Source organism: Caloramator sp. mosi_1 (genome assembly GCF_028622835.1).
Classification (GTDB): domain Bacteria; phylum Bacillota; class Clostridia; order Clostridiales; family Caloramatoraceae; genus Thermobrachium.
This window is the reverse complement of sequence record NZ_CP117677.1, coordinates 2,464,141-2,481,402: the sequence shown is the minus strand read 5'-3', so window position 1 is coordinate 2,481,402 and position 17,262 is coordinate 2,464,141. Positions and strand designations below refer to the sequence as shown.

General features: G+C 31.3%; 7 protein-coding genes, 12 pseudogenes and 1 other annotated feature. All 19 genes and pseudogenes read left to right on the top strand.

The annotated features are described in order from the left end of the window. The first annotated feature begins 5 nt into the window (after nucleotides 1-5). Nucleotides 6-697: pseudogene (locus PL321_RS17505) on the top strand (response regulator transcription factor). 199 nt (nucleotides 698-896) lie between these two features. Then, complete coding sequence (locus PL321_RS17500) at nucleotides 897-1,844, top strand: sensor histidine kinase (protein WP_273962808.1); 948 nt, start codon at nucleotides 897-899, stop codon at nucleotides 1,842-1,844. Beyond that, the gene (locus tag PL321_RS17495) at nucleotides 1,814-2,110 is read left to right on the top strand and encodes a sensor histidine kinase (RefSeq protein WP_337961220.1); all 297 of its coding nucleotides are present in this window, start codon (nucleotides 1,814-1,816) and stop codon (nucleotides 2,108-2,110) included. The genes PL321_RS17500 and PL321_RS17495 overlap by 31 nt, the downstream gene beginning before the upstream one ends. Nucleotides 2,111-2,227: 117 nt before the next feature. Beyond that, nucleotides 2,228-3,563, top strand: a pseudogene (locus PL321_RS17490) (DUF512 domain-containing protein). After that, nucleotides 3,548-4,865, top strand: a pseudogene (gene der / locus PL321_RS17485) (ribosome biogenesis GTPase Der). The pseudogenes PL321_RS17490 and der overlap by 16 nt, the downstream one beginning before the upstream one ends. A 1-nt stretch (nucleotide 4,866) precedes the next feature. Beyond that, nucleotides 4,867-5,866, top strand: a pseudogene (locus tag PL321_RS17480) (NAD(P)H-dependent glycerol-3-phosphate dehydrogenase). A gap of 134 nt (nucleotides 5,867-6,000) precedes the next feature. Then, nucleotides 6,001-7,481, top strand: a pseudogene (spoIVA, locus tag PL321_RS17475) (stage IV sporulation protein A). Between the two features lie 740 nt (nucleotides 7,482-8,221). Further along, nucleotides 8,222-8,895, top strand: a pseudogene (locus PL321_RS21955) (HlyD family efflux transporter periplasmic adaptor subunit). Between the two features lie 12 nt (nucleotides 8,896-8,907). Next, nucleotides 8,908-9,612, top strand: a pseudogene (locus PL321_RS21950) (YggS family pyridoxal phosphate-dependent enzyme). After that, entirely contained in the window at nucleotides 9,605-9,805 is a 201-nt protein-coding gene (locus PL321_RS17455) for a hypothetical protein (RefSeq protein ID WP_273962805.1), read from the top strand. The pseudogene PL321_RS21950 and the gene PL321_RS17455 overlap by 8 nt, the downstream one beginning before the upstream one ends. A gap of 8 nt (nucleotides 9,806-9,813) precedes the next feature. Further along, complete coding sequence (sepF, locus tag PL321_RS17450; protein ID WP_273962804.1) at nucleotides 9,814-10,056, top strand: cell division protein SepF; 243 nt, start codon at nucleotides 9,814-9,816, stop codon at nucleotides 10,054-10,056. Nucleotides 10,057-10,069: 13 nt separating this feature from the next. After that, nucleotides 10,070-10,327 (top strand): YggT family protein, encoded by a 258-nt coding sequence (locus PL321_RS17445; RefSeq protein ID WP_273962802.1) that lies wholly within the window; start codon nucleotides 10,070-10,072, stop codon nucleotides 10,325-10,327. Nucleotides 10,328-10,354: 27 nt separating this feature from the next. Then, nucleotides 10,355-11,206: a YlmH/Sll1252 family protein gene (locus tag PL321_RS17440; protein WP_337961219.1), complete on the top strand. Its 852-nt coding sequence runs from the start codon at nucleotides 10,355-10,357 to the stop codon at nucleotides 11,204-11,206. A gap of 53 nt (nucleotides 11,207-11,259) precedes the next feature. After that, a pseudogene (locus tag PL321_RS17435) lies at nucleotides 11,260-11,397 on the top strand (DivIVA domain-containing protein); the annotation flags it as partial. A gap of 223 nt (nucleotides 11,398-11,620) precedes the next feature. Further along, nucleotides 11,621-11,814, top strand: a binding site (T-box leader). Between the two features lie 47 nt (nucleotides 11,815-11,861). Beyond that, a pseudogene (ileS, locus tag PL321_RS17430) lies at nucleotides 11,862-14,649 on the top strand (isoleucine--tRNA ligase). Between the two features lie 61 nt (nucleotides 14,650-14,710). Further along, nucleotides 14,711-15,333: pseudogene (locus tag PL321_RS17425) on the top strand (3-dehydroquinate synthase). Further along, nucleotides 15,302-15,676: a 3-dehydroquinate synthase family protein gene (locus tag PL321_RS17420; RefSeq protein WP_337961218.1), complete on the top strand. Its 375-nt coding sequence runs from the start codon at nucleotides 15,302-15,304 to the stop codon at nucleotides 15,674-15,676. Before PL321_RS17425 ends, PL321_RS17420 begins: the two are co-directional and overlap by 32 nt. 100 nt (nucleotides 15,677-15,776) lie before the next feature. Further along, nucleotides 15,777-16,468: pseudogene (locus PL321_RS17415) on the top strand (5'-methylthioadenosine/adenosylhomocysteine nucleosidase). 8 nt (nucleotides 16,469-16,476) lie between these two features. After that, nucleotides 16,477-17,204 (top strand): annotated as a pseudogene (gene aroF, locus PL321_RS20435) (3-deoxy-7-phosphoheptulonate synthase). Nucleotides 17,205-17,262: the final 58 nt, after the last annotated feature.

The following is a 17,262-nucleotide window of genomic DNA, read 5'->3' as shown; positions in this document are numbered from 1 at the left end:
AACCTATGGCATCTGAAAAGATACTTATAATTGACGATGAACTTCATATAGTAGAACTTATTAAGTATAATCTTGAAATGAATGGATACAAGGTTTATTATGCATTAAATGGTACCGAAGGAATTAACATTGCATATGAGAAAAAGCCGGATTTGATTCTACTTGATATAATGCTACCTGAAATGGATGGTTTTGAGGTTTGTAAAAAATTAAAAGAGATAATGAACTTTCTAATATTCCAATAATAATGCTAACTGCAAAGGGAGAGGAATTTGATAAGATATTAGGATTAGAACTTGGTGCAGATGACTATATTACTAAGCCCTTTTCTGTACGTGAACTTGTAGCAAGAATAAAGGTTGTTTTGAGAAGAAATTCAAAGGATGAAAATCAACAGAATATAATAAATATTGGTAATTTAACAATAGATTTAGAAAGACACGAAGTTGTAAAAGATGGCAGGAGAATAGATTTAACCCTAAAGGAATTTGAACTATTGAAACTTCTTGTTTTAAATAAGGGTAAGGTTATGACACGTGATTTCCTTCTTGATAGAATATGGGGATATGAATATTACGGAGAAACAAGAACAGTTGATGTACACGTAAGACATCTTAGACAGAAAATTGAGGATGATGATAAAAACCCAAGATTTATAGAGACTGTAAGGGGAATAGGATATAAGTTTAAGGATTAATGGTGATTTTATGAGAAAAAAATTGATTTTTTTATAACTCCTATAGTTTTTTTCTGTGTGATTTTAAATTTCTATCTTTTTATGCCATTCTAAATAAATATAACTTATATGGATATATTATAGATACACTTCAGTTTAAGTTTGACTTTATACAGTATGCTGTAGCAAGTTTAGTTTTACTCTTATTTTTACTTGTATTTTGGTTATTTTTAAGGTTGATTTTATAATTAATCCAATAAAAAAGCTAACAAATACAGCAACGAAAATTGCTTTAGGCCATTATGAAAAAAGAATAGAATTTTATGAAGCTGATGAATTCGGTCAGTTGAGTCATTCCTTCAATCTAATGGCAAGTAGATTAGAAGAGACAATAAAGGATTTAAATGATAAGAAAAATAAACTGTATTCAATTTTAAATAGTATGGATGATGGTGTTATTTTTGTTGATAATGATCAAAACATAGTTTTAATAAATCCAGCTGCAATGGAAATATTTAATGTACATTGTGAGACTAAAAACAGATATATACTTGAGGTAATAAGAGATAATAGAATAGAGGAGTTAATCAATAATCCAGATGAAACGCCTGTTGAAATGATAGTAAATGGTAATAAGCAGAGGATACTTCAGGTAAAATCAATTTCTGTTACAGACTATGGAACAGGAAATATAATAGGAGTCTTGCTTGTTATTCACGATGTTACTAAGATAAAGGCGTTGGAAAATATGAGGTCTGAGTTTGTGGCAAATGTTTCCCACGAATTAAAAACCCCTCTTACATCTATTAAAGGGTTTGCAGAGACTTTAAAATTTGTAGAAGACAAAGAAACACGGGATAAATTCTTAGATATTATCTATGTTGAATCTGAGAGACTATCAAGATTGATAAACGATATATTAACCTTATCAGAGCTTGAAAATAAGGATTATTCTATCAATTTTCAAAAGGTTTGCTTAAATGAATGTATTACTGAAGTTTATTATATAATGGATAGAATAGCTCTTGAGAAGAATATTAAGTTGACATTTATAAACTCAGAAGAACCTTTATTTATATATGGAGATAGGGACAAGTTTAAACAAATGATAATAAACTTGGTTGATAATGCAATTAAATATACTCCTCAAAAGGGGAAGTCTGTATAACATTACAAAAGCAAGAGGATAGTGCAAAAATTGAAGTTAAAGATACTGGAATTGGAATACCAAAACAGCATTTACCAAGGTTATTTGAGAGGTTTTATAGAGTTGATAAGGCAAGGTCAAGGTCGATGGGAGGAACTGGACTTGGGCTTGCGATAGTAAAGCATATTGCTCTAATGTTTAAGGGCAACATTTATGTTGACAGTGAAGTAAATAAGGGTACAACCTTTACTATTTTTCTTCCCTATATGAAAACAAATAGGTTATAGAAAGCTATGAATAAGTATATTAAATTATTTATTCATAGCTTTATTAATTCTTAATATTGCATATTTTTAGTTTAAATGTTATTATTACATAATGAAATTACAAATGGAGTGAAGTATATGGAATACAAAAGAAGGAATATTGTTGTAACAAATGTTTTAAAAAACAGTTTAGCACAAAAATACGGTATAGAACCCTTTGATGAGATTATTTCAATTAATGGTGTTGATGTCTTAGATACCATTGAGTATAGATATATTACAACTGATAGTACAATTAATCTAAAAATTAAGAAAAAGAACGGAGAAATTAAAGAAATACTTATTAAAAAGGATGCCTATGAAGATTTAGGTATTGAGTTTGATGACCCTTGTATAAATAATCCGAGACGATGCTCTAATAAGTGCATTTTTGCTTTATAGATCAACTGCCCAAGGGGATGAGGGATACTCTGTATTTTAAAGATGATGATTCAAGGCTTTCTTTTCTTCAGGGTAATTTTATAACTCTCACTAATATGAAGGATGAGGACATTGAGCGAATAATCAGGTTTAAAATTAGTCCTATAAATGTATCGGTGCATACTACAAATCCAGAGTTAAGGGTTAAGATGTTAAACAACAAAAGAGCTGGAAAGGTGTTAGAATATCTAAAAAGATTGACGGATTCAGGAATTAGAGTAAACTGTCAGATTGTCTTATGCCCAGGAATAAATGATGGTAAGGAACTTGAAAGGACAATAAAAGATTTATATACAATGTATCCTAATATATCAAATGTTGCAGTTGTTCCTGTTGGAATAACAAAATTTAGAGAAGGATTATATCCATTAGAAGCCTTTAATAAAGAGTCATCAAGAGCAGTAATAGAACAGGTTGAGAAAATACAAAGGGAGATTGAACAAGAAATATCTACACCTTTTGTTAGATTAGCAGATGAATTTTATATTATGGCAAATAAAGAATTGCCAAGTTATGAACACTATGATGACTTTGAACAGCTTGAGGATGGAATAGGAATGATAAGGTTTTTGAGGGTTGTGTTGAGGGTGACATCGAGTATTTTGAATTTGATGGAAAAGGAAAGAAGTTTTCAATAGCAACAGGTGTGTCAAGCTACAACTTTATAAAATCCATTGCAGAAAAAATAAATATCAAATTTAATGTAGACATAAAGGTTTATCCTATTATAAATAATTTCTTTGGAGAAAAAATAACAGTAACGGGTCTTTTGACAGGTAAAGATTTAATTGAACAGCTAAAGGGAAAAATTGAAGGAACAACTTTGCTGCTATCATCTAATATGTTTAAGGCCTATGAGGATGTGCTATTAGATGATATTAGTATTGATGAACTTAGTAGAAGGTTAAATGTAAAGATAATTAAGTGTAAATTTACAGGTGAAGACCTAATAGAAAATATAGAACGTGAGGTGGTAAGATGTCAAAGCCGATAGTAGCTATAATAGGAAGACCAAACGTAGGTAAATCAACATTGTTTAATAGACTGGCAGGAAGAAGAATTGCAATTGTAGAAGATACACCAGGGGTAACAAGGGATAGATTGTATTGTGAGGTTGAGTGGTTAAATCATAAGTTTACTTTAATTGATACAGGTGGAATTGAAATTGACAGTGAAGATATCATTTTAAAGCAGATGAGAAAACAGGCTGAGATTGCAATAGAAACAGCAGATGTAATTTTGTTTATTGTGGATGGGAAAACTGGAATTACTGCGGATGATTATGAAGTAGCAAATATGCTTAGAAGAACAAATAAACCTATAGTTCTTGCAGTTAATAAAATAGATAATATTGAAATGGAAAATAATAAATATGATTTTTATAACCTTGGACTTGGAGAACCTATTTCAATATCAGCTGCATTAGGATTAGGACTCGGAGATATGCTTGATGAAATTGTAAGCCACTTTAAAAGAAGTGGAGATGATGAGGAGGAATCCCCAGAAATAAAAGTTGCCATAATTGGACGTCCTAATGCAGGAAAATCAACACTTTTAAATAGAATTGTTGGAGAAGAAAGATCAATTGTAAGTGATATTCCAGGAACAACAAGGGATGCAATAGATAGCTATGTTGAAATAGGTGAGGATAAGTTTTTGTTTATTGATACAGCAGGTATAAGAAGAAAAAGCAAGGTAAAGGAAGATGTTGAAAAATATAGTGTTTTAAGATCAATAACTGCAATAGAAAGAGCAGATGTTTGTCTTGTTATGTTAGATGCTAATGAGGGCGTAACTGAACAGGATGAGAGAATAGCAGGTTATGCCCACGAAGCTGGAAAGGCAGTAGTGATTGTAGTAAATAAATGGGATGTAATTGAAAAGGACGATAAAACAATAAATGAATTTACAAAAATATAAGAAGGGATTTAGCCTTTTAGACTATGCACCAATAATATTTATATCAGCTAAAACTGGTCAAAGAGTAAATAAGCTAATAGAGCTTATAAAATATGTTGCAGATCAGCACGCTATGAGAATAAAGACAGGTGCACTAAATGAAGTAATAAGTGAAGCTGTAATGATGAAGCAGCCACCAATTGAAAAGGGCAAAGCACTAAAAATATATTATGCTACACAGGTATCCACAAAGCCTCCGACATTTGTTTTCTTTGTTAATGACCCTGAAATAGTGCATTTTTCCTATGCAAGATACTTAGAAAATCAGTTAAGACAACATTTTGGATTAGAGGGTACGCCAATAAGATTTATATATAGATCAAAACAGGAGGATTAATATGAGGATAGGTATTATAGGTGCGGGAAGCTGGGGAAGTGCAATCTCTATACATTTAGCAAAAAGGGATATAGTGTTGATGTGTGGGATAAAAATGAGGAGCTATTAGATGAGATAAACAATAATCACACAAATACAAAGTATTTAAAAAATGTTGAAATTCCTAATAGTGTGAGGGGAGTTAAAGATTTAAAACAATGCATAGAGGATAAGGAAATAGTAGTATTTGCTGTTCCTTCCCACGCACTTAGAATTGTCTGCAAGCAGGCAAGTAGATTTTTAACAGAGGATAAGACAATTGTAAGTTTAGTTAAGGGACTTGAAAACAATACATATAAAAGGATGTCAGAAATAATAAAGGAAGAATGTCCAAATAACGAAGTAGTTGTTTTATCAGGTCCTACCCACGCTGAAGAGGTTTCTATTGGTATTCCAACTACTATTGTAGCAGCTTCAGAAAATATTAGGGCTGCTGAATACATACAGGATGTATTTATGGATTCAAATTTTAGAGTTTATACTAACAGTGATGTTGTTGGAGTTGAAATTGGTGCTGCTGTTAAAAATATAGTTGCACTTGCGGCAGGTATATCAGATGGATTAGGTTATGGAGATAATACTAAGGCGGCATTGATGACTCGTGGTATTGCAGAAATAACAAGATTAGGAGTAAAGCTTGGTGCAAATCCAATGACCTTTGCAGGCCTTGCTGGAATTGGAGATTTAATTGTTACTTGTACAAGTATGCATTCAAGAAATAGAAGGTGTGGAATTTTGTTAGGGAAGGTATGGATTTAAAGACTGCAATGGATAGCATTGGTATGGTTGTTGAAGGTGTACACGCTACAGAGGCAGTTTATAATCTGGCTAAAAATGTAGGCGTTGAGATGCCTATTGTTAATGCCCTGTATGAAGTTTTATTCAACAACAGAAATCCAAGAGAAGCTGTCAATGAGCTTATGACAAGAGATAAAAAGAGTGAACTTGAAATTATAATATAATTCAAAAACCTAAGCCTTATGGTTAAGGCTTAGGTTTTTATTTCTACAAACCTTTTAGTTTTTAATATTTTTGTTCTAAAATTATTTTTAAAATAATATTATTACATAGAAGGTTTGTAGAAGGAGGTAACATTGTGGAAGGATTGGATATATACAAGGAGATAGCTGAAAGAACACAGGGAGATATTTACTTAGGTGTAGTTGGTCCTGTTAGAACAGGAAAATCAACATTCATAAGAAGAGTTATGGAGCTTTTGGTTTACCTAATATTCCTAATCAATCAGTAAGAGATAGGGCAAAGGATACACTTCCACAAAGTGGTTCAGGAAAGACTATATCAACTTTTGAACCAAAGTTTATACCAAGCGATGGAGCAGTTGAAATTGAATTAAATGATAATGCTAAAATGCGTGTTAGAATGGTAGACTGTGTTGGATACATTATTGATGGAGTTTCAGGACATATTGAAAACGGAGAATCAAGAATGGTTAAGACACCTTGGTTCGAAGAAGAAATTCCTTTTGTTGAAGCTGCAGAGTTAGGAACAAGAAAGGTAATAAATGAACATTCAACAATAGGAATAGTAGTAACAACAGATGGTTCTATTGCAGATATACCAAGAGAAAATTATATATATGCTGAAGAGAAGGTAATAAACGAACTTAAAAAGATAAATAAACCATTCATTGTTGTGTTAAACACAACACATCCATACAATCCAGATACAATTAATTTGAGAAAAAATTTAGAGGATAAATATAAGGTGCCTGTTTATACAGTTGATGCACTTAATATGAAGATAGATGATGTTAAAAATATATTAGAAAGAGTTTTATATGAATTCCCAATAAAAGAAATAGGAATTAGAATACCTGAGTGGGTTGAAAAGCTATCCTATGACCACTGGTTAAAGAGAAATTTCGTTAACGCAGTTAAAAATTCAATTGGAAATTTAGATAAAATAAAGGATATTAAACCAACTGTATTAGATTACAGACAGTATGAATTTGTTGGTGATGTAAATCTTGATGATATTAGGCTTGGCGAGGGAACCGCTGTAGTTTCTATGAAGGTTAAGGAAGGATTATTCTTTAGGGTTCTTGGTGAAATAGCTGGATATGATATTAATGGAGAACATCATTTGCTTGAAATTATGAGGGACTTATCCTTTGCAAAGAAGGAATATGATAAGATATCAAATGCTCTAAAGGATGCAAGGGATGTTGGATATGGTTTAGTTCCTCCTCAGCTTGAGGAATTAAAGCTTGAAGAACCTGAAATAGTAAGACAGGGTAATAGATTTGGAGTTAAATTAAGAGCAAGTGCACCATCACTTCATATTATTAGAGCAAATGTTGAAACAGAGGTATCGCCAATTGTGGGTACAGAAAAGCAGAGCGAAGAACTTGTTAAATCTATGATGGAGGAATTTGAAAGTGATCCTCAAAGAATATGGCAGTCTAATATGTTTGGAAAATCATTAGAGGAGCTTGTTAAAGAAGGGTTACAAAACAAAGTTTATATGATGCCAGAAGACGTACAGGAAAAATTGCAGAGAGTGCTACAGAAGATAATAAATGAAGGAAATAGTGGAGTTTTATGTATAATACTATAAAAATTAAAGGGACCTTAGGTCCCTTTAATTTTTATAGTATATTAAAATGCAAAGTAATCATTCATCTTTATGCAACCTGGCTTATTAGTAGTAGCCTTATCGTTATTAGTAGTCTTTTTGTGTCTATTATAGTCTCTTTAACCATCTTAATGTTGCCGATGTCCATAATATACACTCCTTTCTTAATATAATTTGGATGAGCTATTATGGATGGCCTAGTTAAAGGACTCATCGTGTTTGTGGAAAACCTCTTTAATGAAGGTTACCACCTTTACGGAAATCATTTTAAAACCTCCCAACAAATTATTGAGCTTATTATTTGTTTGATTATATAATATCATAAGGAAAAGATAAATACAAATTTGAAATAACGGTATAAATATTCTTAAAATTTGTTTATTCAGTATTAAATTTGATAGCCTCCTTTTTCCTCAATACTCCTTTAATCTCCTCCTATCTTTTAGTATGTTTGAATTTTATTATTATATGATTTATATTATTATTTGTTGAATAATAAAAAATAAAAAACTATGAAGGAATTTGTTCTTTTTGAAGAAATATTATAAGAAGAGGAGGTATTATGTAGTGGTTAACAAGCAATTTTTGATAAAATATACCGCAATTATATCTGTGATAATAGCTATAGTTTTTGTAGCATAGCTTTAAAGACTCAATATAAGACAGTAAAAATTACTAAGGAATGGTATGAAGATAAGTCTTATTTTGAAGGAATATATATAATGAATGAAGAAGTTTTAAAGATTGGGGAGCTTAAAAATAGTGCCTTAAAGGTTCAAAATGGTGAAGTAGTTAAAAAAGATAAGATTTTATATGAAAATATAAAAAGCCCAATTCAAGGAAGAGTATTTTTATATATAGATGGTGCAGAAAACAAGTATACAATAAATAATATAAAGAACATAACAAAGGATGATATATTAGCTTTTAAGAATTCAAAACAAACAGAAGGAATAAAAGTAGTAGATAATACGCTCTGGTATATTTGTATTGTTGCAAATAAGGATGAACTTAAAACTTTAAAAAGAATAGAGAGATGATTTTAGAGGTTAATAGTGAACAATATAACTGCACAATTAAAGATTATTTTGTAAAGAACGAAAATATATTTATAGTATTGTCGACTAAATATGATTTGTCAGTATTTAATTTGCAAAGATATATTGAAGGGTATATAATAAAATCTAGATATTATGGGTACATTTTGCCACGAGAGTCAGTTGTTGAGTATAATGGGAAAAAGGGAGTCTTTGTTAAAAAGGGAGATTATGCATACTTTAAGCCAATTCAAATAAATCATATGGATTATAAGGTTTGTATTACTTCTGATCCTATTTTAAAGGATAATGATGAGGTGGTTACTAATCCTAAAAATTTAAAGGATAAACAAAAATAAAGAGGTGATTTTATGGGGATTGCCGATAATATAAGACATATAGAGGAAAGAATTAAAGCTGTTTGTGATAGATGTGCTAAAAATATGGAGGATATAATATTAGTTGGAGTTTCAAAGACACATCCATCAGAGAAGATTATTGAAGCTAAAAAGGCAGGCCTTTATGTCTTTGGTGAAAGTAAAGTTCAGGAATTTCTAAAAAGTATGAAGAAGTTAAGGATGTAAAATGGCATTTTATAGGACATTTACAAAAAATAAGGTTAAATATATAATAGATAAAGTTGAACTTATACATTCTCTTGATGATTATGAACTTGCAGTTGAAATAAATAAAAGAGCTGAGAAGATAAATAAAATAATGGATGTGCTTATACAGATAAACATTGGTAAAGAAGAAACAAAATATGGTATTTATGAAGAAGAATTATTTGAGTTTTGTAAAAGGTTATCTGAATTTAAAAATATAAGAATAAAGGGTATTATGTGTATACCACCTAATGAAGATATTGATACAACCAGATTTTATTTTAAAAAGATGAAGCAATTGTTTGAGGAAATAAAAATTTGAATTACCATAACTTTGATATTGAATACCTTTCAATGGGAATGACAGATGATTATGAAGTTGCAATAGAGGAAGGAGCAAATATAATAAGGATAGGAACAGGTATTTTTGGTGAAAGAGATTACAATAAGGAGGAAGTTAATAATGAGTAATGTGTTAAATAAGCTGCTTGGTTCAATTGGAATTGTTGATGAGGAAGAACAAGTTGAGAAAATAGAAAATCAGGTTGAAGAGACTGAAGAAGATGTTGATTTTGAGGAAATTAGAGAAACAAAGGGTAAAATAGTAAGTATAAAAAGTAAAACTATAACTCCAAAAATAGTTGTAAAAATCCTCAAACATTAGGAGATGATATGGAGGATTTGATAGATGCATTAAAGGTTAAGAACATAGTTATTATGAATATAGCAGATGTAGATAAAAGTATTGGAAGAAGGCTTTTAGATGCGGTTTCAGGTGCTGTTTATGCACTTGAATGTACTTTGCAAAAGATTGATAATGAAAGAGGAATATATTTGATAACACCTAAGGGAGTTCAAATAGAAAATGAGTTAAAAAACATATTGAGTAAAAGCGATATATTTTTGATGGAATAAAGGGAGGTAAAAGATGATATATTCATTAAGATATGCCTTTTTAAGATTTGTAAACCTATTAGAATTTCTTATATTCTTTGACGCCCTTTTATCGTGGGTTGTACCAAATAGGCACAATAACCAGATAGTTAGATTAATAGGGGTTATAATAGATCCTATTAAAGAGCCCTTCTATAGACTTCAATTTAAACTTTTACCTAATACTCCTGTAGATTTTTCACCTATGTTGGCAATTCTATTTTTAGAATTTGTTAAATCTATACTTTTATAATATGGTGATGAGAATGAATATAGACGTATTTTTAAAAAGAAACGAAGAAAAAAAGATGCATACATCAAATTAATTGATATAGTAAATAGAGTTAATAGAACTTGGCAGGAGGAGTTTACAGATTTTTTAACGCCAGACGAACAGTATTTCTTAAATTTAATTTCAAAGGAAAAGGAAATACATTTAAGATATTTTGGTGGTAAAGGAAATTTTGAGAGGGCAGTTGCCCTTATAAGTAAGGTAGAGTTAGATGTTGATTTTCCTATTGATATAATTAAGGTTAATGGAAATTTTAAATTTGAAAAGCTAAGTCATAGGGACTATCTTGGTGCATTGCTGTCTTTGGGAATTAAAAGGGAAAAGATAGGCGACATAAATGTTTTTGATGATGGAGCAGAAATATATGTTTCTAAAGAGTTAAGTGATTATATTGTCTTTAACTTAAATAAAATAAAGCATACAGGTATAAAACTTGAAAAGATTACCTTTGAAGAAGCAAGAGAAAGAGTACAGTTCTTTAAAGAAATTGTGGTTAATGCAGCATCTTTAAGAATAGATGCAGTAATTTCTGAAGTATACAATCTTTCAAGAAGTGAAGCATCATCTCTTATAAAACAAGGGAATGTAAAAATAAACTATATATCTAACGATGACCAAAGCTATAAATTAAATGATGGAGATATAGTATCAGTTAAGGGATTTGGAAGGTTTATATTTAGTTCTGTTATTAGAAATACAAAAAGTCAAAGGCTTGTTCTATCTATAAAAAATACGTATAAAGGAGGAATTATAATGACAATAACGCCAAATGAAATTATAAATAAAGAATTTAAAAAGGTATTAAGAGGATATGACGTTGATGAGGTGGAGGATTTTTAGAACAGTTAAGTGAAGATTATGAAAAGTTATATAAAGAAAATTTAAATTTAAAGGAAAAAATTGAAGCTTTAAATGAAAAATTAAATCATTATGTGAACTTAGAAAGTACACTGCAGAATACATTGCTGCTTGCACAGTCTGCAGCAGACCAAGCAAAGGAGAGTTCAAAAAGGAGGCAGAGCTTATTATAAAAAATGCTCAAGAGTCTGCAAATGAACTTATAAAAAGGCTGAAGAAAGAGTTCTTGAGATAAATAAAGAATATGAAATATTAAAGAATGAGTATAATATGTTCAAAAATAGATTTAGAGCACTTTTACAATCAGAACTTGAAAATCTTGAAAAGGAATACATAATAAATCAAAAATAATTACTTGACATAATTTTTAGTTTATTGTATATTTATGGGTAAATATAAAAAACGATGACAGGGACGAGTAGACAAAGGATGTTTTACAGAGAGTGGGATTTGGTGAGAGCCCATAAACTAACTTTGTTGAAAATCACCCTTGAGTTGCAGGCTGAACTAAGTAGGCTGAGCCGGTGTATGCCGTTATCTTAATGAGTTATAAATATGGGTGGTACCGCGGACAGACCTTCGCCCCAGTGGCATAGGTCTGTTTTTATTGGATAAAATTGAAAAGGGAGGTATTATAATGGATTATAGTAAAACACTTAATCTACCACAAACCGAGTTTGCTATGCGTGCAAATTTACCACAAAAAGAACCTGTAATGCTTGAAGAATGGGATAGTAAGAATATTTATAAGAAGGCACTTGAAAAGAATAAGAATAATCAATCCTTCATTCTACACGATGGGCCTCCTTATGCAAATGGGGACATTCATTTAGGTCATACACTTAATAAAGTTTTAAAGGATATTATAGTAAGATATAAAACAATGAAGGGCTTCTATTCACCCTATGTACCAGGTTGGGATACTCACGGTCTTCCTATAGAACTTCAGGCAATAAAGAAACTTGGTATAAAGGTTAATGACGTTGATCCTGTTAAATTTAGAGGAATGTGTAAGGATTATGCATTAAGCCAAGTAGAGAGACAAAAGGAACAATTTAAGAGACTTGGGGTTATTGGTGATTTTGAAAATCCATATTTAACATTAACTCAGAATTTGAAGCAAAACAAATAGAAGTGTTTGGCGAGATGGCTAAAAAGGGTTACATCTACAAGGGCTTAAAGCCTGTATATTGGTGTCCATCCTGTGAAACTGCCCTTGCTGAGGCAGAGATTGAATATGCAGATGAAACGTCAAATTCAATCTATGTTAAGTTTAGAGTTAAGGATGATAAGGGGCTATTTAAGAATGTAAATGTAGATTTAAATAATATATATTATGTAATTTGGACAACAACAACTTGGACTCTACCTGCAAACCTTGCAATCTGCTTAGGTCCAGATTTTGAATATGTTCTTGCTAAGTTTAATGATGAAGTTTATGTAATAGCAAAAGAATTGCTTGAGGCAGTTAAGAAGGCTGCAAATCTTGAAAATGAAGAAATACTTGCGACATTTAAGGGAAGCGAATTAGAAGGTCAAGTATGTTATCATCCATTTATAGATAGAGAATCACTTGTTATTGTAGGCGAGCACGTAACATTAGAATCAGGTACAGGTTGTGTTCATACTGCACCTGGACACGGTCAAGAGGACTTTGAAATTGGAATGAAGTATAAGTTAGAGGTTTTAAATCCTGTAGATGCAAGGGAAGATTTACTGAAAAGGCTGGAAAATATGAAGGTTTGACTTATAAGGAAGGTAATAAGGCAATATTACAGGATTTAAAGGAATCAAATATGCTTCTTGCAGAAGAAAGAATAACTCACTCCTATCCACACTGCTGGAGATGTAAAAATCCAATAATATTTAGAGCAACTGAACAGTGGTTTGCTTCAATAGATGGATTTAGAAAAGAAGCAGTTGATGCTGTTAAGGATGTTGAATGGATACCAGGTTGGGGAGAAGATAGAATAGCAAGTATGGTTCAAGATAGAGGAGACTGGTGTATCTCAAGACAAAGAATATGGGGTGTTCCAATTCCAATATTCTATTGCGAGGATTGTGGAAAGGAACTAATTACTGAGGAAACAATAGCAAAGGTTGTAGAAATATTTAAGGAAAAGGGTTCTGACGCTTGGTTTGAAATGGATGCTAAGGATCTTCTTCCAGAAAACACCAAGTGTGAATGTGGTGGACAAAAGTTTAGAAAAGAAAAAGACATTATGGACGTTTGGTTTGATTCAGGTTCCAGCCACGCAGGTGTTCTTGAAACAAGAGATGATTTAAGTTGGCCTGCTGATATGTACCTTGAAGGAAACGATCAATATAGAGGTTGGTTCCAATCATCGCTTTTAACTTCTGTTGCAACAAGAGGAAGAGCACCATATAGAACAGTAATAACTCACGGTATGGTTGTTGATGGAGAAGGAAAGAAGATGTCAAAATCTCTTGGAAATGGAATTGACCCAATGGATGTAATCAAGGAATATGGTGCAGATGTTTTAAGACTTTGGGTATCCTCTGCCGACTATAAGAGTGATGTTAGAATATCAAAGGATATATTAAAGCAACTTTCAGAGGTTTATAGAAAGATTAGAAATACTGCAAGATATATGATAGGTAATCTATATGATTTTGATCCAAATAAAGATATGGTAGATTATAAAGAGATGAATGAACTTGATAAGTGGGCACTACTTAAACTTCAACATTTAACAAAGGAAGTTACAGAAGCCTATGAAAGATATGAATTCCATATTCTATACCACGCAATACACAATTTCTGTGTAGTTGATATGAGTAACTTCTATTTAGATATAATTAAGGACAGACTTTATACAGAAAAACCAGATTCTAAGGAAAGAAGAGCAGCACAAACAGTAATGTATAGAATTTTAAATTCACTTGTTAAGATGATAGCTCCTGTTTTATCCTTCACAGCAGATGAAATATGGAAGTATATGCCACACGTTGAAGGAGAAAAGGTTGACAGTGTTCTATTAGCAGACTGGCCAAAGGTATTAGAAGAATATGTGGATGAAGAACTTGAAAAGAGATGGGATAATATTCTAAATATCAGAGGAGAAGTTGCTAAGGCTCTTGAAATTGCAAGAAACAATAAATTAATTGGACACTCTTTAAATGCAAAGGTAGAAATATATGCAGAGGGTGACACATATAAATTCTTAAATGAGGTTAGAGACTATCTACAAACAGTATTTATAGTATCTAAAGTTGAACTTTATGAAGGAATAAAGGATGGAGTGGAATATACATTTAGAAGTGAAGAGAATAAGGAACTTGCTGTTGTTGTATCTGTTGCATCTGGTGAAAAGTGTGAAAGATGCTGGGTGTACAGCGAAACTGTAGGACAGGATAGTGAACATCCAACTTTATGTTCAAGATGTGTGAGTGTTTTAAAATAAAATATTTTATTGTATAATAAGGATAGCATTTACAGGCTATCCTTATTTTTGAGGTGTTAATATGAAGGAGATAAAGGTTAATCTTAAAAATCCCTATAGTGTTATTGTTACATCCACCAATGCTCAATTGAACTTTTGGTTTGAGCAAAAAAAGATTGGAAAAATATTTATTATAACCGATGAAAGGGTTGAATCAATTTATAAAGATTATTTTAAAAACTTTGAGAATAAAATAATAGGTAAGTATATTGTAAAGGCCGGTGAAGAAAGTAAAAGAATTGAAACAATACTTGATATTTATAGGGTACTTCTAAAATATAATGTTGATAGAAGGTGTACTATAATAGCCTTTGGAGGAGGAGTAGTTGGGGATATTGCAGGATTTGTAGCATCTACCTATAAAAGAGGTACGCATTTAGTTTATGTTCCTTCTACAATTATTTCTCAAACTGACAGTAGTGTTGGAGGAAAAAACGGGTTTAATTTAGACGGCATAAAAATATAATTGGAACCTTCTATCAGCCTGCCTTAGTATATGTAGATGTAAATCTATTAAAAACCTTAGATTATAAGAATTTTAAAAATGGAATGGCTGAGGTAATAAAATATGGTTTATCTCTTGACGAAAATCTTTTTAGATTTATAGAGGAAAATAAAAAATCAATTAGGAAAGGGAATAGATAAATTAAAATATATTATCTCAGAATGTGTTAAACTAAAGGCAGGAATAGTAGAAAAGGATGAATTGGATTTAGGTGAGAGACATATTTTAAATTTTGGCCATACGATAGGGCACGCAATTGAAACATTATTCAACTTTAATATACTTCACGGAGAAGCTGTTGCGATTGGTATGGTTTATGAAAGTTATATTGCATTGAAAAGAAATTTGATTACAAAGAATATGTTTGAGAGACTAATAAAAATACTTGAGTATTTTGAACTTCCAACAGAAATAGAAATAGAAAACTATAAGTTACTTAAGGACATTATCTGTAAAGATAAAAAAATGTGGATAATAATATAAAAATTGTTTTGCCACAGGGTATAGGTCGTGCTATAATAACAACTGATGTAAAGGCTGATATGATTATACAAAATATACAAGAATATAATAGGAGGTAAGTATGAGAATAGGTATAATAGGTGCAATGGATGAAGAGGTTATTAAGATAAAGGAGTCAATGGAAGTTGAAAGAATAGAAAAAAGGCAAGTATGGAGTTTTATTTGGGAAAGTTTTTAGGAAAAGAGGTAGTTGTAGTTAGAAGTGGCATAGGTAAAGTAAATGCAGCTGTATGTACTCAGATACTTATTGATGATTTTAATGTTGATGTAGTTATAAATACTGGTATAGCAGGTGGAGTCTATAGTGAAATAAACGTTGGAGATGTTGTGGTTTCTACTGATCTTGTGCATCACGATTTTGACACAACTGCTTTTGGGTATGAAGTAGGTCAAGTTCCAAGGATGGAGGTTTATTCCTTTAAGGCCGATGAAAAATTAGTTCAAATTGCAGTTAGAAGTGCTGAAGCTCTTAATGAGTTTAAAGTTTATAGTGGAAGAATTATATCTGGTGATCAATTTATTAATTCAAGAGAAAAGATTCAGTATTTTAGAGAAAAATTTAATGCCTATGCGGTTGAAATGGAGGGTGCTGCAATAGCACACGTTTGTTATTTGAATTCTGTTCCTTTTGTAGTTTTAAGATCTATTTCAGACAAGGCTGATGGAAGTGCACATGTAGATTATCCAACATTTATGAATAAAGCAATTGAAAATTCAATAGGAATACTTTCTAATATGTTAAGAGCAATGTAGGTGAAAATATGAAATTAAAAAGGGTTTTAAAGGATAAAAATGTAACTGTAAAACAGGAAAGACCCCTGATTATAGCTGGCCCTTGTAGTGTTGAAGATTATGATTCAATGAATAGTATAGCAGAAGGTTTAAAGGAGTTAAACATAGAATATCTAAGGGGAGGGGCATTTAAACCAAGAACATCACCCTACAGTTTTCAGGGTCTTAAGGATGAAGGAATTGAAATTTTAAAGAGTATTAAGGAAAGATATGGTTTTAAAATTGTTTCAGAGGTTTTAGATGTCCGCGATGTTGAGTATATGCTTGAAGTGGTTGATGTACTGCAAATAGGTACAAGAAATATGTATAATTATCCTCTGCTTAGAGAAGTTGGTCAAACTAAAAAACAGTTTTATTAAAAAGAGCCTTTAGTGCAACTATAGAAGAATGGCTAAATGCCGCTGAATACATAGCATTAGAGGGTAATAATGACATTATATTATGTGAAAGAGGAATAAGGACCTTTGAAACCTATACAAGAAATACACTTGATTTAAATGCTATTCCGGTAATTAAGCAGAAGACAAAACTAAAGGTTATAGTAGATCCAAGCCACGGCACAGGAAGACGAGAGCTTGTGCGTCCAATGAGTAGAGCAGCAATTGCAGCAGGAGCAGATGGATTAATAATTGAAGCACATATTAATCCAGATAAAGCTTTTTCTGATTCTGACCAAACGATTGATTTAGGGAGTTAAAACAAATAATAGAGGAATGTAACAGAATTTATATGTGTATAAATTAGAGTTGAGGCTA

Excerpts from the sequence above, each read along its gene's own strand:
- PL321_RS17445 (WP_273962802.1), top strand. The coding sequence starts at position 10,070 with ATGATATATTCATTAAGATATGCCTTTTTAAGATTTGTAAACCTATTA.
- sepF (WP_273962804.1), top strand. The coding sequence starts at position 9,814 with ATGGAGGATTTGATAGATGCATTAAAGGTTAAGAACATAGTTATTATG.
- PL321_RS17455 (WP_273962805.1), top strand. The coding sequence starts at position 9,605 with ATGAGTAATGTGTTAAATAAGCTGCTTGGTTCAATTGGAATTGTTGAT.